Origin of the sequence: Actinomyces capricornis (assembly GCF_019974135.1) — a bacterium.
GTDB lineage: Bacteria > Actinomycetota > Actinomycetes > Actinomycetales > Actinomycetaceae > Actinomyces > Actinomyces capricornis.
The window spans coordinates 383,743-406,902 of the sequence record NZ_AP025017.1 but is presented as its reverse complement, the minus strand read 5'-3'; the positions used below and the strand labels follow the sequence as shown (position 1 = coordinate 406,902).

14 protein-coding genes are annotated in these 23,160 nt (G+C 73.8%); 11 read left to right on the top strand and 3 right to left on the bottom strand.

Going from position 1 to position 23,160, the window contains the following annotated elements; all coding sequences use genetic code 11:
- Both MANAM107_RS01655 and glgX read right to left on the bottom strand, forming a co-directional pair.
- Positions 1 to 1,719: an alpha/beta hydrolase gene (locus MANAM107_RS01655; protein WP_223910288.1), complete on the bottom strand. Its 1,719-nt coding sequence runs from the start codon at positions 1,717 to 1,719 to the stop codon at positions 1 to 3.
- Positions 1,720 to 1,865: 146 nt separating this feature from the next.
- A complete protein-coding gene (gene glgX / locus MANAM107_RS01650; RefSeq protein WP_223910285.1) occupies positions 1,866 to 4,232 on the bottom strand; it encodes a glycogen debranching protein GlgX in 2,367 nt (788 codons plus the stop codon).
- 252 nt (positions 4,233 to 4,484) lie between these two features.
- Between glgX and MANAM107_RS01645 the strand changes: the two genes are divergently transcribed.
- The 11 genes from MANAM107_RS01645 (at position 4,485) to MANAM107_RS01590 (ending at position 21,647) form a co-directional block, all read left to right on the top strand.
- Positions 4,485 to 5,252, top strand: a complete 768-nt coding sequence (locus MANAM107_RS01645; protein WP_223910282.1) for an electron transfer flavoprotein subunit beta/FixA family protein — start codon at positions 4,485 to 4,487, stop codon at positions 5,250 to 5,252.
- Positions 5,253 to 5,395: 143 nt separating this feature from the next.
- A complete protein-coding gene (locus MANAM107_RS01635; RefSeq protein WP_263421911.1) occupies positions 5,396 to 6,409 on the top strand; it encodes an electron transfer flavoprotein subunit alpha/FixB family protein in 1,014 nt (337 codons plus the stop codon).
- 222 nt (positions 6,410 to 6,631) lie between these two features.
- Entirely contained in the window at positions 6,632 to 8,062 is a 1,431-nt protein-coding gene (locus tag MANAM107_RS01630; protein ID WP_223910279.1) for a hypothetical protein, read from the top strand.
- 9 nt (positions 8,063 to 8,071) lie between these two features.
- Complete coding sequence (locus MANAM107_RS01625; RefSeq protein WP_223910276.1) at positions 8,072 to 9,232, top strand: ARPP-2 domain-containing protein; 1,161 nt, start codon at positions 8,072 to 8,074, stop codon at positions 9,230 to 9,232.
- A gap of 316 nt (positions 9,233 to 9,548) precedes the next feature.
- Positions 9,549 to 10,766, top strand: coding sequence for an ATP-binding protein (locus MANAM107_RS01620; protein ID WP_223910273.1), 1,218 nt, complete (start codon positions 9,549 to 9,551; stop codon positions 10,764 to 10,766).
- Positions 10,763 to 14,635, top strand: coding sequence for a DUF5682 family protein (locus MANAM107_RS01615; RefSeq protein WP_223910270.1), 3,873 nt, complete (start codon positions 10,763 to 10,765; stop codon positions 14,633 to 14,635). The genes MANAM107_RS01620 and MANAM107_RS01615 overlap by 4 nt, the downstream gene beginning before the upstream one ends.
- Positions 14,632 to 16,740 (top strand): hypothetical protein, encoded by a 2,109-nt coding sequence (locus MANAM107_RS01610; protein ID WP_223910268.1) that lies wholly within the window; start codon positions 14,632 to 14,634, stop codon positions 16,738 to 16,740. Before MANAM107_RS01615 ends, MANAM107_RS01610 begins: the two co-directional genes overlap by 4 nt.
- A gap of 66 nt (positions 16,741 to 16,806) precedes the next feature.
- Positions 16,807 to 19,314 carry a DUF4132 domain-containing protein gene (locus MANAM107_RS01605; RefSeq protein ID WP_223910265.1) on the top strand — a complete coding sequence of 836 codons (2,508 nt, stop codon included), beginning with the start codon at positions 16,807 to 16,809 and terminating at the stop codon, positions 19,312 to 19,314.
- Between the two features lie 313 nt (positions 19,315 to 19,627).
- Entirely contained in the window at positions 19,628 to 20,014 is a 387-nt protein-coding gene (locus MANAM107_RS01600; RefSeq protein WP_223912708.1) for a GntR family transcriptional regulator, read from the top strand.
- The gene (locus MANAM107_RS01595; RefSeq protein ID WP_223910262.1) at positions 20,011 to 20,832 is read left to right on the top strand and encodes an ABC transporter ATP-binding protein; all 822 of its coding nucleotides are present in this window, start codon (positions 20,011 to 20,013) and stop codon (positions 20,830 to 20,832) included. The genes MANAM107_RS01600 and MANAM107_RS01595 overlap by 4 nt, the downstream gene beginning before the upstream one ends.
- Positions 20,832 to 21,647, top strand: coding sequence for a hypothetical protein (locus tag MANAM107_RS01590; protein WP_223910259.1), 816 nt, complete (start codon positions 20,832 to 20,834; stop codon positions 21,645 to 21,647). Before MANAM107_RS01595 ends, MANAM107_RS01590 begins: the two co-directional genes overlap by 1 nt.
- A 142-nt stretch (positions 21,648 to 21,789) precedes the next feature.
- Here the strand turns inward: MANAM107_RS01590 and mnmA are convergent, their stop codons facing one another.
- On the bottom strand, positions 21,790 to 23,019 hold the full coding sequence (mnmA, locus tag MANAM107_RS01585) for a tRNA 2-thiouridine(34) synthase MnmA (RefSeq protein WP_223910256.1): 1,230 nt from the start codon (positions 23,017 to 23,019) through the stop codon (positions 21,790 to 21,792).
- Between the last annotated feature and the right edge of the window lie 141 nt (positions 23,020 to 23,160).

Below are 23,160 nucleotides of genomic sequence, written 5' to 3'. Positions count from 1 at the left end.
TCAGTCGTCGGGGGGCTGGGTCTCCATGGCGGCCAGGAGCTCCTGGCGGGCCCGGGCCACGCGCTCGGGGGTGAAGGCGGGGTCATTGGCCACCAGCGCCAGCCCGTCGAGGATCTCGGTGCCGTAGCGGTGGCCGTGCCCCGGCGGGACGTTCATCGCCCGCGGCAGATCCGCGGAGACCTGGAGGAAGGTGATGTAGGGCATCCACCTCATGGCGGGGGAGCGGTCCGCCCCCGGCTCCTCCCACAGCCAGTCGGGCCGCTGGCGCACCAGGTCGGGCGACCACCACACCACCGGGTCGCTGGCGTGCTGGATGTAGAGGATGCGCTGATCCCCCCAGTCCTCATCGCCCAGGAAGGACTCGACCTGCTGGCCGTCCTGGGCGAAGCGTACCGTCATGCCCGCGGAGTAGACCGGGGCCGCCTCGCGGGTCCCGGGGTCGCGGCGGGTGACGAAGTCGCGCCACAGGCGCGCGGAGTGGGGCGGGCCCACCCACAGCACGCCGTCGACGCTGTTGAGCACATCGGCCAGGTCCTTGAAGGCGGCCTCCCCGGCGAGCACCCCCAGGGACTCCCCGTAGAGCAGGAGGCGTGGCCGGTCGTCGGCGGGCAGGCCCCGCCACCACTGGACGACGGCGCCCACCAGCGCCCGGCCCCCGGCGCGCGGCCGGTCGGTGTCGGAGATGAACTGGACGGAGGAGGGCAGGTAGGAGTACTGGGCGGCGGCGATGGCGGTATCGCCGTCGTAGAGGAGCTCCAGGGACATCGCCGCCACCGGGTCCACCCAGCCGGTGCCCGTGGTGGGGGCGATCATGACCGCCGAGCGCTGGGCGGCGCCGGTGCGCTCGAGCTCCTCGACCACCAGGGCGGCCACCTCCTCATCACCGCTCGCGCTCTTGAGGCCCGCATAGACCCGGATCGGCTCGGTGGCGGGGCGCCCGGTGACCTCCTGGAGCCCCCGGGCGCCCAGCCCCCGCCCCACGAAGCGCTTGCCGTAGGCCCCCAGGGTCTCCCAGGGAACCGCCGAGTCCGGCGAGCCGGAGCGCTCCGCGGCGGTGGGCCGCACCACCGACGGCGGCTCGGCGTCGTTGCGCACCGAGAAGGCGGCCTCCGCGCCCCGGCCGATGGCTCCGGGGATCGCATGGTTGACCATGGCGAAGACGAGCACCAGGACCAGGGCCCAGGAGAAGAATGAGCGGGCCGGGGCCGGCAGGCGCCCCGGCAGCCAGGAGCGCAGCCAGGCCTCCAGCCGCAGGATCGCCCGCCCCACCGCCATCAGGGCCAGCCACAGGCCGAAGCCCACCGGGAAGACCAGCAGGTACTGGGCCGGGGTGTAGGCCTGGGAGTCGGTCAGGGCCGCGACCTGCCGCTGCCAGGACACCGCCAGCAGCAGGATCCCGTTGAGCCCCAGCACGACGGCGGCGGTGATGGTCGTCTCCACGCGCCGGCGCCACCGGGGCACCCAGGTCGGCAGGCTCCGGCCGCTGGAGGCCCACAGCGCCTCCACCAGCGGGCGCACCCAGGTGCGCCAGTTCCACGACAGCCACACCCCCAGCAGGTGCCCGTTGGCGGCGCACAGCCCGCAGGCGACCCCCTGGAACAGGATGTCGCGCGGCAGCAGGGAGGGGGTCAGGGCCAGGATGAAGAACAGGGCCCCCAGGACCATGCCGGTGGGGTCGGGGCTCAGATGATCCCAGGCTCGCTGCAAGGTGTGTCGCATAGTGCTCGGCTCATATGGTCGGGACTACGGGCCCCGCCATGGTACCCAGGCCCGGCCCCACCGGGCCCGCTCCCGCGTGCCCAGTGGCGGCACGGAGCCCCGGGAAGGCGGCGGGACCGGCGCTATCCCGGGCAGGCGGGCGGGCCTCAGTCCGCAGGCCCGGAGGGGGCCAGGGTCTGGAGGGGCTCGCCCGAGAAGTAGACCCGCAGGGACAGGGCGTCCAGGGAGGTGACGTCCCCGGGGCGGTCCTGGCGGCAGTTGTGGACGGCGGTGGGAGCCTGGCGGCCCTCCTGCCCGCCGCCGGCGCGAGCGCCGGCGGCCTCGGCCCCCGGCTCGGGGGAGGGGCGGCTGACCCGGCGCGCCATGGAGAAGGGGGAGGTGTGGGGCTGGGGCGCCGACCAGGAGGAGTCCCAGGCCAGATGCCAGTCCGTGCCGTGCGCATCGGGCAGGAGCACCTCGGCCTGATCCAGGGATCCGTTGACGATGACCAGGAGGTCCTGGTCGCCCCAGGGGCGCCCCGAGCGCAGCATCTGGACCACCCGGACATGCGGGTCATGCCAGGACACGGCGTCGATCTGCTCCCCATCCCCACCGAACCAGGACAGGTCGGGGATCGTGTCGCCCTCCAGGACCTGGCCCGTGGCGAAGCGGTCGGGACGGACCACCGGGTGGGCGTGGCGCATGTGGATGAGGAAGCGGGTGGTGGCAACCATGTCGCGCTGCCAGGTCTCCAGATCCCAGTTCACCCAGGACAGCGGGGAGTCCTGGCAGTAGCAGTTGTTGTTGCCCTCCTGGGTGCGGCCCAGCTCGTCACCGCCGGTGAGCATGGGGGTCCCGGCGCTCAGCAGCAGCGTGCCCATCATGTTGCGCATGGAGCGGCGCCGCAGCACCTCGATGGGGCCCTGGTTCATCCCCTCGACCACCGGCCCCTCGTGCCCGTGGTTCCAGGAGCGGTTGTTGTTGGAGCCGTCGCGGTTGTCCTCCTTGTTCGCCAGGTTGTGCTTGTGGTCGTAGGACACCAGGTCGCGCAGAGAGAAGCCGTCATGGGCGGTGATGAAGTTGACCGACCCCAGCGGCCCACGCCCACCGGGGTACTCCCCGTAGCCGAACAGGTCCGCGCTGCCCGCCAGCCGCGTGGCCAGGTCCCGCAGGTCCGAGCCCAGGCGGCCCTTGGACATCTCCGAGGCGTCATGCAGCCAGAAGGAGCGCACCGTGTCCCGGAAGTGGTCGTTCCAGTCCTGGAAGGGCTCGGGGAACTGGCCGGTGCGCCAGCCTCCCGGCCCCACGTCCCAGGGCTCGGTGATGAGCTTGACCCCGCTGAGGATCGGGTCACTGGCCATGGCCACCAGCAGCGGGTGGCGTGAGGTGAACTCCGAGGCGTGGCGCCCCAGGGTCACCGCCAGGTCGAAGCGGAAGCCGTCCACGCCCACCTCCCCGGCCCAGTACCGCAGCGAGTCCAGGGCCAGCTGGACGGCCCGCGAGGAGCGGAAGTCCACCGTGTTGCCCGTGCCCGTGACATCCACGTACTGGGCCGGGCGGTGGGGGCCGTGCAGGTAGTAGTCCAGGTTGTCCAGGCCCCGCAGGCTCAGGCTCGGCCCGTCCATGCCGCCCTCACAGGTGTGGTTGTACACGACGTCGAGAACGACCTCCAGGCCGGCCTCGTGCAGGATCGAGACCATGCCGCGCACCTCGTCGAGCACCGCCTGGGGGCCGGCGGCCTGGGAGGCGGCCGTGGCATAGGAGGGCTCGGGGGCGAAGTAGCTGAGAGTGGAGTAGCCCCAGTAGTTCGTCAGGCCCTTCTTGGCCAGGAAGGGCTCGGTGAAGGCCGCATGGATGGGCAGCAGCTCGATCGTGGTCACGCCCAGCTTCTTGAGGTGCTCCACAGTGGCGGAGTGGGCCAGGCCGGCGTAGGTGCCGCGCAGGTGCTCGGGGACCCCGGGCAGGTCGTGGGTCAGGCCCTTGACATGGGCCTCGTAGACGATCGTGCGCTCGCGGGGGATGCGGGGGCCGGGCACCACCGCGAAGCCCTGCCCGGTGACCACCCCCAGGGCGGTGCTCCCGGCGGAGTCCAGGCCGGAGGGCTGCCAGTGCTCGCCGATGGGGGAGAGGTCCTCGGTGACCTCATGGGCGTAGATCTCGGGGCCGAGCCGCACCTGCCCGTCCAGGGCGCGGGCGTAGGGGTCCAGCAGGAGCTTGCGCGGGTTGTGGAGCAGCCCCTCGTGGGGCGCCCACTGGCCGTGGACCCGGTAGCCGTAGCGCTGGCCGGCTCGCACGCCGGGCACATGCGCCCCCCAGGTGCCCCGGCGGGGGCCGTGCATGCCGACCCGGGTCTCCTCGACGATCCGGCCCTGCGCATCGGTGGTGAGCAGGCACAGGTCCACTGCTGAGGCGTGGGAGGCGTGCACCACGAAGTCCGCGCCGTCGCCGGTGAGCACGGCCCCGAGGGTGTGTCGGGCCGAGGCGTCGTGCTCGGCGCGCGGGGCAGGGAGCAGCGCAGGGGGCGTGGTGGACATAGGCCCATTGTCCTGGGCTTGGTGGGGGGATACCAACCGCTCAGACAGTGAGGTCTCACTCTCCGAGGAATCTGTCTCGTAGGTGCGCGGATCGCGCCCCTCCCGGGTGGCCGGGACGCGCCTGGGTGCCCAGGAGCCGGCCCGGACTCGATGGGACCGCCCGGGGCCGCCCGGCCTTGCGGGCCTGCACGGGACCAGGCGGGTGATGCAGCGCTCACCGGGGCGGGGAGCGGTTTATGGCAGCCTTGGCACATGAAAATCGTGGTCTGCATCAAGCACGTGCCCGACCTGCAGTCCGAGCGCCGTCTGGAGGACGGCCGCCTGGTCCGCGGCGAGGAGGACGTCCTCAACGAGCTCGACGAGAACGCGGTGGAGGCCGCGGTCAGCCTGGCCGAGGAGCATGGCGGCGAGGTCATCGCCCTGACCATGGGACCCCAGGACGCCGAGGACGGCGTGCGCCGGGCCCTGCAGATGGGCGCCGAGCGCGGCGTCGTCGTCAGCGACGAGGACCTGGCCGGTGCGGACGTCGTCACCACGGCCCGCACCCTGGCCGCCGCCATCGAGCGCATCGGCGAGGTGGACCTGGTCATCACGGGCATGGCCTCCCTGGACGCCCTGACCTCCATGCTGCCCGGGGCCCTGGCCGCAGCCCTGGGGGTGCCGGCCCTGACCCTGGCCCACGAGGTGGCGCTGGAGGAGGACCCGGCCTCGGTGGCCATCACCCGCACCGTGGGCACCGCCCGTGAGCGGCTGCGCGCCCCCCTGCCCGCCCTGGTCTCGGTCACCGACCAGGCCAATGAGCCGCGCTACCCCAACTTCGCCGCCATGCGCGCCGCCAAGAAGAAGCCCGTGGAGGTCTGGGACCTGGGCGATCTGGGCATCGCGCCCCAGGCCCGCGAGGTCCTCGCCGTCAGCCGGACCAGCCAGAGGCCCGCGCGCCAGGCCGGCATCATCCGCACCGACGCCGGCCAGGGCGGGCGCGAGCTGGCCGCCTGGCTGGTGGACAACTCCCTGGTCTGACGCGGACCCGGGGCCGGTGGCCCGGCCTGCTGCTGTGAGCCGGCTCCCGGGCCGCCGCCCCGCCCACCTCCTGCCCCGCCGAGCGGGCCGCCCACCGGCCCCGGCGACGGCCCGCACCGTGTTGAGAAAGAAGCTGAATCCTCATGATCGATTCCCCCGTCCTCGTCCTGGCCGACCTGGAGACCGCCGGCGCCCCCGGCGGCCTGGCCGCCGGCCTGCCCACCGGCCCCGCCCTCGAACTGCTCACCGCCGCCCGGGCCCTGACCGGCGGCGAGGTCGTCGCCCTGGTCCTGGCCCAGCCCGGCCCCCAGGCCGTCGAGGCGCTGGCGGCCACCGGCGCCGACCGCCTCCTGGTGGCCGACCTGGGCGCCCTGGGGGTCCCGGCCAGTCTGGCCGCCCCCACCGCCGATGCCCTGGTGGCCGCCGCCAGGCAGGTGGGCCCCGGCGTCATCCTGGTGGTCAGCGACTACCGCGGCAAGGAGGCGGCGGGCCGCGCCGCCATCGCCCTGGACTCGGCCTGCGTCTCGGACGCCACCGAGCTCAGCGCCGTCGACGGAGAGCTGCACGCCTCCAAGCTCGTGCTCTCCGGCTCCTGGTCCACCACGGTCACTGTGGCTCCCAGCGCCCAGGGCACGCCCGTCATCTGCCTGCGCCCCGGCACCGTGGAGGCCGCCGAGAGCCAGGGGCGGGCCCTGACCCCCGAGCCCCTCGAGGTGGCCCTCAGCCCGGAGGCCGCCGCCGTCGAGCTGGTCTCCCACGAGGAGGCCGCCGCGGCCGCGGGCCCGGTCCTGTCCGAGGCGCGCACCGTCGTCGTCGGGGGCCGCGGGGTCGACGGCGACTTCGACCTGGTCCGCTCCCTGGCCGACCCACTGGGCGCCGCCGTGGGCGCTACGCGCGTGGCCTGCGACGAGGGCTGGATCGAGCGCAGTGCCCAGATCGGGCAGACCGGGGAGACGATCTCCCCGCGCCTGTACATCGGCCTGGGCGTCTCCGGCGCCATCCACCACACCTCCGGCATCCAGGGCGCCGGCACCATCGTGGCCATCACCGATGACTCCGAGGCGCCGATCCTGGAGATGGCCGACTACGGCGTCGTGGGGGATGTGGCCGAGGTCGTCCCCCAGCTGGTCGAGGAGCTCGAGCGCCTGCGGGGCTGAGGCGGCCCGGCCCGAGGGTGCCGAGGCGGGGCCGCGATTCTGGAGATGTGCTGGATATGGGCAGAACTCCCCATGGGAGGTGACTGGGGCTCCGCCTACCATGCCGCCTGGCGCCCGTGGGACTCAGGCGTGATTCCCGAGTCCTCCTTCTGACAGAGAACCTCTGCATCACGCCCCATCTCCCCGGGCGCCGCCCCACGCCGCCGACCTTGGGAGACCGCGATGATGAGCGCCGAGGAGGTTGCGCGCGAGGATCTCCTGACCTTCCTCAACGCCGCCCTGGCCTCCACAGCCCAGGCCGAGTTCGCCTCGACCGCCGCCGAGCAGCGAGAGGCGCTGGCCTTCCTCCACGAGTACGTGCGCGGCAACTACCGCCGCCTGTACGCCCGGCTCCTGGCCCTGGGCGTCAACGATGCCAACACGATGGAGATCGTCGTCGGACTGCTGTCCACCGGCCGCCAGAGCCCCGAGGACTTCAGGGCCGAGGAGGGGGCCCTGCTGCGCGCGGCCGTGCGGGCCCTTCCTCCCCAGCGCTTCTGGAGGCTCACCGCGCGCCTGCGCGCCGAGCGCATCAACAACCGCCGCAGCCGCGCCCTTGTGCGCGACTACATCCGCGAGCACCCCGACCTGGCCTTTCAGGCGGTCAAGTACCGCGGCAAGGTCGCCGGAGCCCTGCGCCACGCCCACCTGCGCGCCCCCGGGGAGGTGGACCGATTCCTGTTCGGAGCCCACGATCAGCCCTTCTCCACCCCCATCCTGGAGTCCTACCGGCGCGCGCACCACAGCCGCTCCGCTCTGGCGGAGCTGCCCTACACCGTCGCCCAGGGCCTGGCAGCCCGCCACGGGATGGGAACGTCCGAGACCATCGAGGCCGCCCGGGCGCGCCTGACCAGCCGCGAGCGCCTGCGCCTGGCGCGCCATAGCGGTCAGGAGCTGGTCAACCCGGCCCGCCAGAGCCTGACCGAGCTGGCCATCTACCTCCTCAGCCTGCCCGAACTCGCGCCCCCTCACCTGAGCTGGATGCCGCGCGCCGCTGACCGCCTCCTGCGGCGCAGCGGCCCGCTGCCCCTCGACGGCGCCGTGGCGGCAGTCCTGGACAACTCCTACTCCTCCAGCGGGTCGCGGGCCAAGCGCGGGCGGCCGCTGGCCGTGGCCTGGGCCGTCGATGCGCTCCTGAGCGCCGGGGTCGACTGCTACCGGGGCTGGTGGACCCACCCGGTTCCCGACGGCGTGCCCCGGCCCCAGGGCACCACCAACCTGGCCGAGCGTCTCCTGGACGCCCTGGAGTGGGGCGCCACCACCGTCATCGTGGTCTCCGACGGCGTGGAGAACGACCCTCCCGGAGCCTTCCACGCGGTGCTGGAGCGGGCGCGGCGCTTCGTGCCGGGACTTGCCGCCATCCACCTCAACCCCGTCTTCGACCCCCGCAGCCTTCAGGTCCGCAGCCTGAGCCCCCTGGCGCCGGCCATCGGGCTGCGCAGTGCCGAGGACCTGCCCGCCGCCCTGGGCCTGGCCCGCTACCTGGCCGGCAGTCAGAGCCTGGAGGCGCTGGAGGCCTACCTGTCCGGGCGGGTGGCCGAGTTCATCGCCGCCCACCGGAGGCCGCCGTCGGCCGCCCGTGCCCTCGGCCCGGACGCCACCATCCGCTTGTAGGAGACGAGCATGCGCCACCCCGCCCCGCCCCTGACTCTCACCGGTCTGGTGCCCGCGCCCTCCCAGGTGTGCGGCGCCCTGCGCATCGTCCCGCTGCTGCGCGAGCGACCCTGCCAGGACGTGCGCCTGGCGCGCTCGGCCATGCCCGCTGGGATCAAGGCCGTCGACCTGCCCGAGCTGCCTGGGCGGGCCGCCTACCTCGCCTTCGTGCCCCACGCCCTGGTCCTGCAATGGGGACCCGCGGTGGGCGCTCAGGTTCAGCGACGCGACCGGGCCAAGGGATGGGCGTGCCACGAGGATTCCTGGGGCATTGAGGGTCTCCGCCGCCTGCGTCAGCGTGAGGGCCCCGGCCGGCTGCGCCTGCTGCCCCAGCACCTGGCCATGGAGGGCCTGCTGGCGCTGCACTTCGCCCCGCCCACGATCGCCTGGCCCGAACTGTCCCAGGACTTCCAGCGCCACGGGCTCATGCACCGCCAGGAGTCGATGGTGCGCGGATGGCAGGTGCCGGGCTACGACACGGCGCTGCGCACCTTCGAGATCCACCCCGAGCAGGTCGGCTCGCTTATCTACGCCGCCGACGCCCTCATGGCCGCCTTCGTCGTGCCCAGTGCCCAGGACTACCGGCTCCTTCACCGCACCCTCCTGGATGACATGTACGGCGAGCTCATGGTCACCTACGCCTGCATGCCCACCCACGACCAGGTCATCGAAGCGGGACCGCACATGGCCGGGGCCCGTGGCCTGGCCGACCTGCGCCGCGGCCTGGAGGCGCTGCGCCGCCAGTGGGCTCAGGTCACCGAGGACCTTCTCCTGGGGGATTGGCGGGACAGGTGCCTGCGCACCGAGGCCGTCTACCGGCCCGGGGGGATGGTCTTGGACCGCTTCATCACCGACCTGGACCTGTTGGCCGCCAACCACATCGGTGAGCGCCTGGTGCGCGAGGACGGTGAGGTGCTCTACCTGTCCACCATGCGCCTGTCCAAGGGGCAGACCCGCAGGGTGCACCTGCTGAGCGCGCTGGCGCAGCACGAATGGCATCTGGGGCGCGCGGCCCAGGCGCTGCACACCGACGTGCCCGGCCTCATCGCCCGCATCGAGGCCTACGGCTTCGGCTACCTCATCAACCGGTGCGTGCGCGAGCGCGCCGCCAAGGAGCGCCGCTCCCGTTGATCCGGGCTGTGCAGTTGTGCAGACTGCGGCAGGGGCAACGACGGCGGCCCGCGCCAGACCGCCCGGCCGGGGGTGCACATCTTCAGTGAGGCGGGGCCAACCCGGTTCCCGGAATCCTGCGGTTCTCTGGGCCGGGAGTCGCCGGTGAGCGTCTGAAGATGTGCAACGGCAGGAGCTGAGCATTCGAAGACCCGCCCGAGGCCCCGGCAGGTCCCCGCCCCACTGCTCACAACCTCACAGGGAAGTACAGCTAGTCTCGCTTAGTCTCGCTGTCATCCAGCCTCGCCGCCGCGACAAGGACGATGAAAGGACGAAGATGAGTCCCACGCCCTCCGCAGCCCGTCACTCGCGCCATCACAGCGCCAGCCCTGCCATCCCCGCTGACCCCGCTGACTCCGCCGGCCCCGACGCGCCTGCCGGCGAGGACGCGCGCCGCACCGGGGCCACCCGGGCCCAGATCAGGCCCCCGGCGGAGGAGCAGTGGGCGGCCGAGCTCGCCGCCCTGGCCCGGGCCGATGCGCGCCGCGGTGCGCCGATCCCACCCGGATGGCAACTCAGCCCCCGCAGCGTGCGGGCCTTCATCGTCGGCGATGGTGAGCTGGGGATCAGTCGCAAGTTCTACGGCGATGACCCCCTGGTTGACCGTGCCATCGTCACCCTCCTGGGCCGCCAGGGCCTCATGCTCGTGGGCGAGCCCGGCACCGCCAAGTCCATGCTCTCCGAGCTCCTGGCTGCCGCCATCAGCGCCGCCTCCACTCTGACCGTCCAGGGGTCGGCGGGTACCACCGAGGACCACATCCGCTACTCGTGGAACTACGCGCTGCTCATCGCCCAGGGCCCCACGCCCCAGGCGCTGGTGCCCTCGCCGATCTATCAGGCCATGGAGGCCGGCAGGATCGTGCGCTTCGAAGAGATCACCCGCTGCCCGCCCGAGATCCAGGACACCCTGGTCTCCATCCTGTCCGACAAGCAGCTCATGGTCCCCGAGCTCGGTGACGGCTACCGCCTGGCCGCCTCCCCGGGCTTCAACGTTATCGCCACCGCGAACCTGCGCGACCGCGGCGTTCATGAGATGTCCGCCGCTCTTAAGCGCCGCTTCAACTTCGAGACCGTACGGCCCCTGACCGACAGGGCCTTCGAGGCCGAGCTCATCGCCCGGGCCCTGGACGCCGAGCTGGGCCAGGATCGACCGCGGATGAGCCCCGCGGTGCTAGAGATCCTGGTGACCACCTTCGCCGACCTGCGCACCGGGGTGACCGCCTCGGGCACGCCGGTCAAGCGGCCCGAGGCCATCATGTCCACCGCGGAGGCCGTCAACGTGGGTGTGGCCGCCTCCATGAGCGCCACCTACTTCGGCGACGGCGCCGTCACCGCCGCCGACGTCGCCCGCCAGCTGGTGGGTGTGGCGCTCAAGGGCCAGGAGGAGGACGCCGAGCGCATGCGCTTCTACCTCGAGACCGTGGTGCGCGAGCGCGCCTCTACCAGCCGGGAGTGGGAGAGCTTCCTATCGGCGGCGGGTGAGCTGTGGGGATGAGGAGTCCGACGCCGTCGGCCCCGGTCCCGGCCCGCCTCCAGCGGGCCCTGGACTCCCTGAGTGCCTGGGGCGAGCGGGGCGTGCACCTGGCGGCCATCCGCCACCATTCCCCGGCCTGTGCCCTGGCGCTCCAATCGCTGCTGGAGGAGGTGCGCCCCACCACCGTCCTCATCGAGGGCCCCAGCGAGTACACCGCGCTGCTGCCCGCCCTCCAGGATGAGCAGACCCGCCCGCCGGTGGCCGTGCTCTCCCTGGGCGCGGCGACGGGCCCCGCGGTGGGCCCGACGGCGCCGGGCCCGGCCGGTGCGCCGGCGGGAGGGGCCCTGGCCGCCTACTACCCGCTGGCCGAGTTCTCCCCGGAGTGGGTGGCCCTGCGCTGGGCGGGGCGCCACGGTGCCAGGGCCGCCTTCATCGACCGCAGTGCGCAGGCACTCCTGGAGGGGGCTGCCGGGGGCGCCGGGGATAGGGCGGGCCGGGCCGCGGCGCGCACCCTCCAGGCCGAGCACCATCTGGCCCACTCCGCCGCCATGGAGGCGCTCGCCCGGCGCCTGGGCTGCCGCGACCACGACGAGCTGTGGGAGCACCTGTTCGAGAATCGCTCCACCGGCGACCTGCGATCCTGGAGTCCCTTCTTCGCCCAGACCCTGGCCTGGGCGGCCACCGCGCGCCTCGATGCACGGCGTGAGGACCTGGAGGGCGATGGAACCCTGGAGCGCGAGGCCGTCATGTCGCGGGCCCTGGACGAGCATCTGCCCGCATGCGCTGTCAGCCCTGCTCGCACGGCCGGTGCCACCGGCGGCGATGGCGGTGGTGGAGCCGGGCCCGGCCCCCTCGTCGTGGTCACCGGCGCCTTCCACGCCCTTGCCCTCCTGGAGGCGCTCGACGGCGCAGCCCCGGCTGAGGCTCCGGGCGAGGCGGCCGTTCCGGGCCGGGTGGCGCCCGCCCAGCGGGAGGCCGGCCCGTGCTGGCTCATCCGCTACGACTACGCCCGCCTGGACGCATTGCGCGGATACGGTGCCGGCATGCCCTCCCCGAGCCTGTGGCAGCGGGCCTGGCGGGTCCGTCAGGCGGATGGCCGATCCGGGCCGCGCGCCCTGGCCACCGGGGTGGCCCTGGAGGTGATCGAGGCGCTGCGGGAGGCGGGTGAGCCGGTGGGCACCGCCCAGGCGCAGGAGGCCGCCGCCCACGCCCTGGGGCTGGCTGAGCTGCGCGGACACGCCTGGCCGGGGCGCAGCGACCTGCTCGATGCCCTGAGCAGCTGCCTGGTCAAGGGCGAGGGCGGCCTGAACGGGCCGCTGGGCCGGGCCGTGGCGCGCGTCTTCGCCGATCCGCAGCTGGGGCGCATCCCCACCGGGACCACCAGCCCTCCACTGCTGGAGGAGGTGCGCGCCCGGGCCAGGGCCTTGCGCCTGGTGATCAGCGACTCCGCGGAGCGGCGCACCGTACTGGACACTGCGCGCAGGCCGGCCCACCGCGCTCGGCGCGAGTTCCTGGCCCGCACGCGCTTCGCCGGCATCGGCTTCGCCCGGCAGGTCGGTGGTGCCGACATCGTGGCCGGCACCGGGATGGGCCGGCTCACCGAGGAGTGGGCCTACGCCTGGACGCCGCAGGTGGAGACGGCCCTCATCCGCGCCAGTGGCACGGCCCCCAGCCTGGAGGCGCTCATCGCCTCCAGGATCGCCGAGCGCCTCCAGGCGGGGCCCACCGTGCCCGAGCTGGTCGAACTGCTGACCCAGATGGTGGTCATGGGCATGGGGGGCCAGGCCGCGGCACTATGCGCGCGGTTGGAATCGGTGCTGGCCCGCGCCGGACTCGATGAGCTGGTGGGGGCCCTCCACGGGGTCCTCACCCTCACTGAAGGAACGGGCCGCCTGGATACCGGCGCCCTGGAGCCCTGGCTGCGCTCGGCGCTCGGTGAGGGAGTGCGCACTGCCGCCCGCCTCCTGGCCGGCCTGGCCGCCATCCCCGAGACGGCCGAGGACACCGCCCGGGATGCGGTGGAGACCCTCATCGCCCTGCGCGACCTGCTCACCCGCCTGGGCGCGCAGGACCAGGCGCCGCAGGAGCGCGAGGCGGTGGCGCGCCAGGTCGAGGCGCTGAGCCGCAGCCGGTGGGCGCCCCCGATGGTGGTCGGCTCGTGCACGGGCATCGCGGCCCTGGCCGGCAGGCTCGACCAGGAGGAGGTCGCCGCTGCGGTGGCGGCCCACCTGGGCGCCGGCGCTGACCCGCAGCGCTCGGCGGGATTCCTCATCGGCCTGGTGCGCACCAGCCCCGACCTGGTCCTGCACGCCCCCGGCACCCTGGAGGCCATGACCCGGGCGATTGTGGCCATGAGCCAGGACGCCTTCCTCACTGTCCTGCCCGACCTGCGCCGCGCCTTCACCGCCCTGCGCCCCAGGGAGACCCACCGCCTGGCCGCGCAGGTGGCGCGGCTGACGGGGGTGCGCACCAGTGACATCGACGCCGTGCGGATGGTTTCCCCCGAACTCGCCAGCCGCGGCCTGCTCCTGGAGCGCGACCTGGTTGCCGGCCTGGAGCGCGACGCACTGAGCCAGTGGGTGGGGTCAGGCGGCACGACGGCGGCGGGGAGTGCTGGGGCGTCGGAGGCGGCGGGCGCCGGCCACCATCGTCCCCACTGGCCGATCCGGGCAGCGCCCGGCCCCGAGCCCGACAGCAGTGCCGATCCGGGCAGCGCCGATGAGGGGGCCGAGCCCGTCCTCGACGCTGCCGTGGCCACCCGCAGGTGGCGCCTGATCCTGGGCCGCTACGCCGAGCCGCGCCTCGCCCGCCACACCCAGGACCAGGGCCTCGACGAGACCCTGGGTCACCTCTACGACCGGGAGTACCGGTCCCGTGGACACCAGTTGTGCCCCGCCCCGGGGTCGGCGCGGCAGGAGGAGAGCACCCGGCCCGGTGGCCTGGGCCCCTCCGTGCTGCAAACGGTGACCTGGCTGGCCACCGCGCGCGAGCTCTTCCCCGCCTCCGCCCTGGAGCGCATGGAGGCCGACGCCCTGACCCGCTACGGGCTGACCGACCTGCTCGCCGACCCCGCCGTCGTCGAGAGCATCGAGGCCGACCCCGACCTGGCCGCGGCCCTCCTGCGCCACCGGGGCACCATGCCCCCGCAGCTGAGCGAGGGCATCCGCGCGCTTGTCGCCAAGGTCGTGCGCGACGTCGTCGCCCGCCTGCGCCCCCAGCTGACCACCGCTCTGAGTGCGCCGCGCCAGAACCACCGCCGCAGCCCCCACGCCTGCGCCCGTGATCTGGATTGGCGGGGCACCATCCGCGCCAATCTGGGCCATGTGGACCCGGCCACCGCCCGGATGATCGTCCAGGACATGCGCTTCGTGGCGCGCCAGCAGCGCCGCAACCTGACCTGGGACATCATCATCCTGGTGGACCAGTCGGGCTCCATGGCCGACTCCCTCATCCACAGCGCGGTGACCGCCTCCATCCTGGCCGGCCTGCCGGGGCTGAGCTTGCGACTCCTGGCCTTCGACACCGCGGTGGTGGACCTGACCGACATGGCCTGCGACCCGGTCGAGGTGCTCATGACCTGCCAGCTGGGAGGGGGCACGGACATCGCCGGTGCCATGGCCTTCGCGGCCCAGCAGGTGCGCTGGCCCACGCGCACGCTCATCGCGCTGGTCAGCGACTTCGGGGAGGGCGGGTCGCTGTCAGCCCTCCTGGAGACGGTGCACACCCTGGCCGGCGGCGGGGTCCGCATGCTGGGCCTGGCCGCTCTCAACGAGCACGGTAGGGCCTGCTTCGACCGGGAGATCGCCGAGGACCTGGCCGGGGCGGGGATGTCGGTGGCCGCCATGACCCCCGACCGCTTCGCCGAGTACCTGGCGCAGGTGATGTCATGAGCGAGGCGGACGCGAGCCGGCTTCCTCTCTGGACGCGGGTCTATGCGGCCCTTGACGACCAGGCGCTGGCCGCCCTGGCCAGCAGGGGCCTGGTGCGTCGGGCGCGGGGCGAGCTGGCAGCCGCGGGTGCGCGCCTGGTCGCCGCAGATGAGGGCGCTGCGGGCGGGGGTGCCGCGGTTCAGGACGCCACGGGCCGGGGCGAGATCACCGTCGAGGTGGGCCGGGGGCCCATGAGCGTCGTCCTCCCGGACAGCGGGCCCCAGGATGCTCGCTGCCCCTGCCCCGTGGCCGGGGTGTGCGTGCACATCATCACCGCCTGTCTGTGGCTGCAGCAGGCCGCAGGCCCACATGCGTCATCGCCTGCCCAAGAGGGCAGCACCGGTGCTCCCGACTCTGCCGCCCCGCCCGAGTCCTCAGCCCTGGCGCGGGTCCTGGCCTGGAGCATCCAGGACATCGAGGCCGCTGCGGGCGCCGCTGCCAGGCGACGAGTGGCCAGGGCCCTATCGGCCTGCTCCACCGGCGAGCTGGCGGCCTCCACCCGGGTGGCCCAGGAGAGCGGGAGCCTGACCATCAGCTGGCCGCAGGGGCCGCGGGTCATCCTCACCCCCGAGCTCGGGCCCCGCGGAGCGATCGTCTCGGGCCGCCACTCCCGCACCGCCCGGGCCGCCCTGGCGCTGGAGGCCGTCGTTCGCCTCTTCGCCACCGCCGGGCGGTCCTGGCCCTGGCCCTCCGTGGCGCAGGAGCTGACGCCACCCCAGCGCGAGCTGCTCGGCCAGGTCCTGCGCAGTGCCGAGACGCTGATCGGCGCCGGCCTGAGCCATGTGGGCCGGTCCAGCAGCGAGGAGCTCTCCCGCCTGGCCCACACCGCCCGCCTCGAGCAGCTGCCCTACCTGGCCCGGCTGCTGAGCGCCGCGGCCGGCGCCCTGAGCGCTCTGACCCGGCGCGACGACGCCGTCGATGAATCCCGCGCCCTGTCCGCCCTGGCCGCCGCATGGTCGCTGGCCCTGGCCCTGGACGGTACCCCGGGCCCCGCGCCGCAGGGACTGGTCGGGGCCGCCCGACCCCGCACGGTGCGAACCGGCAGGCTCATCGCCCTGTCGGCCACCTGGTGGCAGGGCCTGTCCGGCTCCCGGGGCCTGACCATGCGCCTGTGGGATACCGAGCATGAGCGACTGGAGTCGGTGAGCACCGGGCGGGCCGCAGGCGCGGACCCCGCCTTCCGCCAGGATTCCGACCTGCCACTGATCTGGGGGACGCCGGTGCGCGGTCTCCTGGCCGGGCCGATCCGCCTGACCGGCGCCACCAGGCGGGCCGACGGCACGCTCTCGCCGGCGGCGAGCACCCGCGTGGCACCCGCGGGCCGCTTGGAGGAGGTGGACCTGGCCGCTCTGAGCACGGCGTTGGAGGAGGCCCGCCAGGGCCCCGGGATGGCGGGGTTCGGGCCGGGCGCCCCGCCCGTGCGACTCATCCTCACCGCCCTCACCGGGCCAGGCGGCAGTGACGGTAGCGGCCGGTACGGCCGGATGGACCTCGATGAGGTGCACCAGCAGTTCCTGTGGACCGTGACAGACCGGGCGGGCGCGCCTCACCTCCTGCGCCTGGGCGGCGACGAGCTCGAGCTCGTCGCCGCCCTGGAGGCCGGCGAACTGCCCGTAGTGGCCGTCGTCGTCGAGGGCTCCCGACTCACGGCCGTGCTCACCCGCATCGAGGGCGCCCTGCGAGTGGTGTCCCCAACCATGATGACCCTGGGCCGGGGCGATGACGCGCGCCGCACACACCTGCTCACGCGGTGGGGCGCGCATCTGGAGCGACTGCGCTCGCAGGCCGCCGTCGTGCCGCCCCCGCCGGTCGCCGACCCGCTGGCGGCGCTGCTCGAGTGTGCTCAGCAGGCACTGGCCGTGGTGGCCGCCATCGGCACCGGTGCAGGTACCGGTGGCCCGGCCGGCCCGAGTGCTCTCGCGCTCCGCCGGTGGGCGCGCCAGGCACGGGACCTCAACCTGGAGACGCTGGCAGCCGCGCTGGAGGAGGTCGCAGCCGCCCAGGGCGCGGCGGCACTCCTGCGCGCCACAGCCATCCTGGACCGGCTGCGCGCCCTGGCCGGCTGAGAACCACCACGCTCGCCCCCAGTCCCACCCCAGAGACGCATGGCACCATGCGTGACCATGACAGCCATGGAGCGATCCGCCAGTCATTCCCGATCCACCAGCCGAGCCCAGGGCGGCATTGATCACCAGGACGACCCTGATCGTCAGGGCGCCTCGGCGCAGCCCGCAGACGGCCCGGCGATCCCACCGGTGGTGCTTGTGGCTGACACCAGCGCCGCCCCTGCGGCGCGCGAGCTGCGCCAGGCCCTGGACCGGCTCATCGCCAACGGCAGCATCGAGGAGCCCTGGGCGCGCCGCCAGGCCCAGTGCGCGCAGGGCATCAGCGATCGCTCCCTGGAGGAGCTCGTGGCCATCGCCGATGGCCATGCCAGTACGGGTGACCCAGACCCAGACCATCCAGGCGGCCCAGACGGCCCGCAGGACCCCGGGAGCCCTGCGAGCGCCGGCCCGCATGAGCTCCTGGCCGCTTTCGGCCCCAGGTGGGTCGCCATCAACGCGCCCAGCCTGACCCTGGTCCACCTCGCCCGGCTCGTGAGCACCAGCCCGCGGCGTGACCTGGAGGACCTCATCAAGCTGCGCGCCGGCTGGGGCGTGGACCCGCGCACCGTGGAGGAGGCCCTGACCAGAGCCGGGATCGCGCGCGAGACCATTGATGAGATCGTCGCGCCCTGGGCGTGGACCACGGCCGAGCCTGAGGCCGCCTGGCCCTGGATGCTCGAGCACGCCGAGGAGCTGACCGCCAGGCTCGCCACCACCTCCTATGGGGCCACCGCGGTGCTGCGCGCCCTGCTCCACGCACCGGGTGTGCCCCCGGTGGTCCTGCCCGTGCTCGCGGACATCGCCGTGGGCCGCTCGGAGCGCAACCGTCTCCTGGCCCAGGAGCTCCTCGCTGGCCGGCCGGAAGCCCTGGAGCTGGCCACCGCCACTTTGGAGGCCGAGCGCCCCGCGGTGCGCCGGGCGGGCGCACTCTGGCTGGTCGACATGGCCGAGCCGAGAGCGGCGGAGGCCCTGCGCCGAGCCTACGCCCAGGAGCAGGACTGGCAGGCCCGCGCGGGAATCCTGCGCGCTCTGAGTGCCAGCGGCGAGGAGATCACCGACCTCCTCTCGCCCCAGGTCCTGACCGATCAGGCCGCCAGCGCCCCGCGCCGCACCCCCGTGGCCCTGTCCTGGCTGGGATTCGAGCTGCTGCCCCGGGTGCGCTGGGCCGATGGCGAGCCGGTGGAGGACTCCGTGGTGCGCTGGTGGGTGCTCCTGGCCCACAAGCTCAAGACCCCCGACGGGCGCGGCCTCATCGATCTCTACCTCTCCCAGCTCATGGCCCAGGACGCCGCCCGCCTGGGGCTGGCGGTGGTCGAGGCGTGGGCCGCATGGAGCCGGGAGGCCTCCAAGGGCCAGAGCCTGCCCACCAAGGGCCTGCTGGCCTTCGCCGTCGCCGCCCAGGGCCCCGGCCTGGCCCGAGTCGCCCGCTCCTGCCTGCGGGCCTCCGCCACCTGGCGGGCCGAGTCCGAGGCGGTGCTGATGAGCCTGCGCGCCAACGGCAGCACAGAGGCCATGGAGGTGATCATCGCCGCCTCCCAGCGCCACCGCCTGCCGCGCGTGCGCGCCACGGCGACCGAGCTGATCCAGCAGGTGGCCCAGGAGCGCGGCTGGAGCCCCGAGGAGCTGGGCGACCGCTGCATCCCTACCGCCGGCTTCTCCGCTGACGGCATGCTCCATGTGGACTACGGGGATCGGGAGTTCCTCGGCCGCCTGGCACCCGACCTGAGCATTGTGCTCACCGGCCCCGACGGCAGGGTCCGGGCGGGCCTGCCTCCCGCCCGCAAGGGGGAGGACCCCGAGGTTGTCGCCCGGGCCAAGAGCGCCCTGAGCGCCGCGCGCAAGGAGGCCCGGGCGGTCCTGGCCGCGCAGGCCGACCGGCTCTACGAGGCCATGTGCACCCAGCGCCACTGGGCCTTGGCCGACTGGCAGGCTCTCCTGGCCGGCCACCCGCTCGCCTCCCAGCTGATCACCCGCCTGGTGTGGGCCCTCGATGAGCCCTCGCAGCGCCGCACCGTGCGCCCCAGCGAGGACGGCGCCCTGCTGGGACTTAACGACGCCGTCGTGACCCCCTCACCCCGGGCCCGCATGAGTCTGGTGCACGGCAGCCTCATGGACGCCCAGGAGGCTCAGGCATGGCGCGAGCACCTGGCCGACTACGAGGTCAGCCCCCTGTTCGACCAGTTCTCGGCCACCGCGCCGCAGGCGGCGCCGGGGCAGATCTCCTTCGAGGAGCGCCGGGGGCGCAGGGTGTCCGTGCGCGAGCTGCACCGCGAGCTGCGGGCGCGCGGTTACCTCAAGTCCTCCCACCACCTGGCCTGGGGCGAGGAATACCAGAAGGAGTTCCCCATCGCCGATCTCAGGGTGGTCATCCGCATCGACGGCGGAGGAGGACCGGACCAGACGGCGGTCATGGATGACATGACCATCGTGCGCGGCCGCCACGACCGGCCCGTGCCCTTCGGGGACATCCCGCCAGTACTGCTGGCCGAGGCCCACGCCGACTATCTCGCATGCGCCGACCCGGCCTCCGCCTGAGCCGCCCCGCCTGAGACCATCCCGGACCGCGGACCGGTGCCGACCACGGCGATGAGGCGGGCGATACGCGCGCCACGTGGCGCACAAGGCGGCACCTGGGCGACGTCGAGCCGCCGAACGATGCCCTTGTTGGAGCCGGAGGGTCCTGAGCGCAGGGTGGTGATCCCGCGCAGGGTTGTGGGGAAGGGGCGCAGAGCGCTTGACGGCGCCGCCTCGCTGTGTCACTGTATTAGTGCAGTCATACAGAAGGGGCTGACGAGCCCCTTCCGCTGCGCTCATGAGCCCCTGTCCACCCGCCACCCACGGAGGCGCGATGCGCATCGACGACGCCCGACCGATCTGGATCCAGCTGGTCGACGACTTCCGAGTGCGCATCGTCTCCGGCCAGTGGCCTCCAGGAAGCCGGATCCCCAGCGTGCGCGAGCTCGCCACGCAGGCCGGCGTCAACCCCAACACCGTCCAGCGCGCCCTGGCCGAGCTCGACCGCTCCGGACTGAGTGCCGCCGAGCGCACCGCCGGCCGCTTCGTCACCGCGGATCCCGCGGCCCTCGACGCGGCCCGGCGCGAGCTGGCCGGTAGCGCCACCGACACCTACATCGCCGCCGTCGCCGCCCTGGGCATGGACCTCGCCCAAGCCAGCGCCATCCTGGCCGAGCGCTGGGCGGCGCACGGCACCGCCACCCAAGGAGAAGCACCATGAGCGCGGTACCCGCCGCCAGGCCCGCCGATGAGCGGCCACCGGTCACCAGTCAGACCACCACACCTCCCGCCGCATCGCCGACGGCGCCTGCGGCCTCGGCGTTCATCGCCTCCTACGACGGCGCCCCGCCCCTCGTCGCCGTCAGCGGCCTGACCAAGGCCTACCGCGGCAGGCCGGCCCTGCAGGACCTGAGCCTGGAGCTGCCCGCCGGGCGCATCGTGGGCCTCATGGGGGCCAACGGCTGCGGCAAGACCACGCTGCTGAAGATCCTGGCCGGCGTCCTGTCGGACTACCAGGGCAGCGTGAGCATCGCCGGGCACGCCCCGGGCCCGGCCTCCAAGGCCCTGGTCTCCTTCCTGCCCGATGCCTCCTTCCTGGCCTCGTCCCAGACCCCCGAGCAGTCTGTGGCCGTGTTCTCCCGGTTCTTCGCCGACTTCGACGCCGACAGGGCCCGCCGCCTCATCGACTTCTTCCAGCTGCCCGCCGAGCGGAGCCTGAAGGAGATGAGCAAGGGCATGGGCGAGAAGCTGCGCATCGCCCTGGCCATGTCGCGGCGCGCCCGCGTCTACCTCCTGGACGAGCCCATCTCCGGGGTCGACCCCGCCGCCCGCGACATCATCCTGGACGGGGTCCTCACCGACTTCGATCCCCAGGCCCTCATGATCATCTCCACCCACCTCATCGCCGACGTCGAGCCCATCATCGACTCGGCCGTCTTCCTCAAGGACGGCCGGCTGCTCCTGGCCGGCGACGCCGACGACCTGCGCCAGGCCCGCGTCATGAGCCTGGACGCCCTGTTCCGCAAGGAGTACCGCTGATGCTCACCACACTGATCGCCCACGAAGCCCGCTGCCTGGTCCGCACCCACCTGACCATCGTGGGGGTCTGCCTCCTGGTGGGGGCCGGGCTCATCGGCGTCGGCCTGCTCGATGTCCCCACGCTGAGCCCCTTCGCCATGCTCCTGGCCGCCGGGGCCTTCATGGTGCCCGCCTACGCCGTGTTCATCCACTGCCTCGTGGAGTACTGGCAGTCCATGTATGGCCAGCGCGGCTACCTGACCATGGTCATCCCGGTGCGGGGGCGCCTCATCTACGCCGCCAAGGTCGCCTATGGCGTGCTGGCCTCGGCCGTGGCGGCCGTCGTCAGCCTGGCGGGCGTGGTGGTGACCTTCCTTGTCAACGCGCACATCCAGGGGGTCGGCCTGTCCCAGGCCTGGGAGCCCATGCGCGAGGCGATCGAGACCCTGGGGGCTTGGCGGTGCCTGCTCCTGGCCCTGACCGCCCTGCTCATGTGCCTGGCCTGGATGGTCATGGACACCGCCCTGATGAGCATCGGGGCGCAGGGGAGGTGGAACCACCTGGGCTTCGCCGCCCCCGTCATCGGCTTCGTCATCCTCTATGCGGTCAGCCAGGTGGTGACCCTGGTCTCCATGATGCTGGTGCCCCTCAGCCTGGACCTGACCACGGGGGAGCTGGGCACCGAGTTCATGCTCGGCTCCTTCCTGGAGTCGGTGCGCACCGACTCCGAGCCCCAGATCCTGGGCCTGGGCTTCCTGCCCGCCACCTGGATCCTGGCCGCCGTGCTGGCCTGGTGGGCGGTGCGGGCCATCGAGAAGCACACCTCGCTGCGTTGAGCCAACCGGCCGGCCCGGCGAGCCCGGCCTCCCCCTGCCAGCCAGGCGGCCCCCGCCGCCGGCCCTGGCGGGGGAGGCCGGGCTCGCCGCTCGGGCGACGGCGCCCGGGGCTGTACGTGGGGGTGTGCGCCGGCCCGGGGGCTCAGGCCACGGTCGCCTGGGCCAGGACCTGCTCGCCGCCCGGCCCGCCGTAGACGACGACGGACTGTCCGGCCGCCAGGCCCCGAAGCGGCTCGTGCAACTCGGCCACCAGGGTGGCGGCGCGCTCATCGACGATGACGTCGGCGGGCACGGCCCGGCCGTGGGCCCGCACCTGGACCGCCGCGCCCCGCCAGCCCCGCAGTCCCCGGTCCGGGAGGGTGTCCGGGCCCTCGTGCCGGCTCCCGCCCTGACCAGCACCCTGGCCCCGGTCCTCGGCCGGCTGCTGGTGCTGATCGGGCTGCCCGGTCCGGCCTGCCGTGAGCGGCTCGGGGTCGGCCAGCAGCACCAGGCCCGTGCCCTCCACCCGGCTCCGGCTGAGCAGCTCGGCGGGGCCGACGACGACCTCGTTGGTGGCCGGGCGCGTCTCGATGACGTAGCGGGGGCGGCCATCGGGGGCCGGGCGGTCCAGCCCCAGCCCCTTGCGCTGGCCCACGGTGAAGCCGAAGTACCCCTCGTGGGAGCCCAGTACCTCGCCGTCGGGGGAGACCATGGCGCCCTCGCGGGTACCCAGGGAGCGGGACAGGAAGCCGCGGGTGTCGCCGTCGGCCACGAAGCAGATGTCGTAGGAGTCGGGCTTGGCGGCCACCGGCAGGCCCCGGGCCTCGGCCTCGGCGCGCACGGCCGCCTTGGAGGGGGCGTCCCCCAGGGGGAACAGGGCCCGGGCCAGGCCCTGGCGGCCCGAGACCGCCAGCACATAGGACTGGTCCTTGGCGCCGTCGGCCGCCCGGCGCAGACTCAGGCCCCGGGCCTCACCGGGCCGACCGGCGGCCGCGCCCCCCTCAAGGCGGGCGTAGTGGCCGGTGGCCACGGCGTCGAAGCCCATGGCCAGGGCGCGGCTGAGCAGGACGTCGAACTTGACCCGCTCATTGCAGCGCACGCACGGGTTGGGGGTGCGCCCGGCCCGGTACTCGGCCAGGAAGTCGGCCACCACCAGGTCCTCGAACTCCTCGGACAGGTCCCAGACATAGAAGGGGATGCCCAGGATCTGGGCCGCCCAGCGAGCATCGGAGGCGTCCTCGATGGAGCAGCAGCCCCGCGAGCCCGCGCGGCTCTGGGCGCGCTGGCGGGACAGGGCCATGTGCACACCCACCACCTCGTGGCCCGCCTCCACGGCGCGCGCCGCGGCCACGGCGGAGTCGACCCCGCCGGACAGGGCGGCCAGGACTCGCATGGGGGCTCCTTGATCGTTCGGGTCAGTCCGGCGGCTGGAAGGACCAGGGCAGACTACAGCCGCCGGCTACGACGCCGGAATGCGGGATCAGGATCCGTGAGGCGCTGCGCGGCCCTCCTGGTGACCGAGTCCTCGGCGATT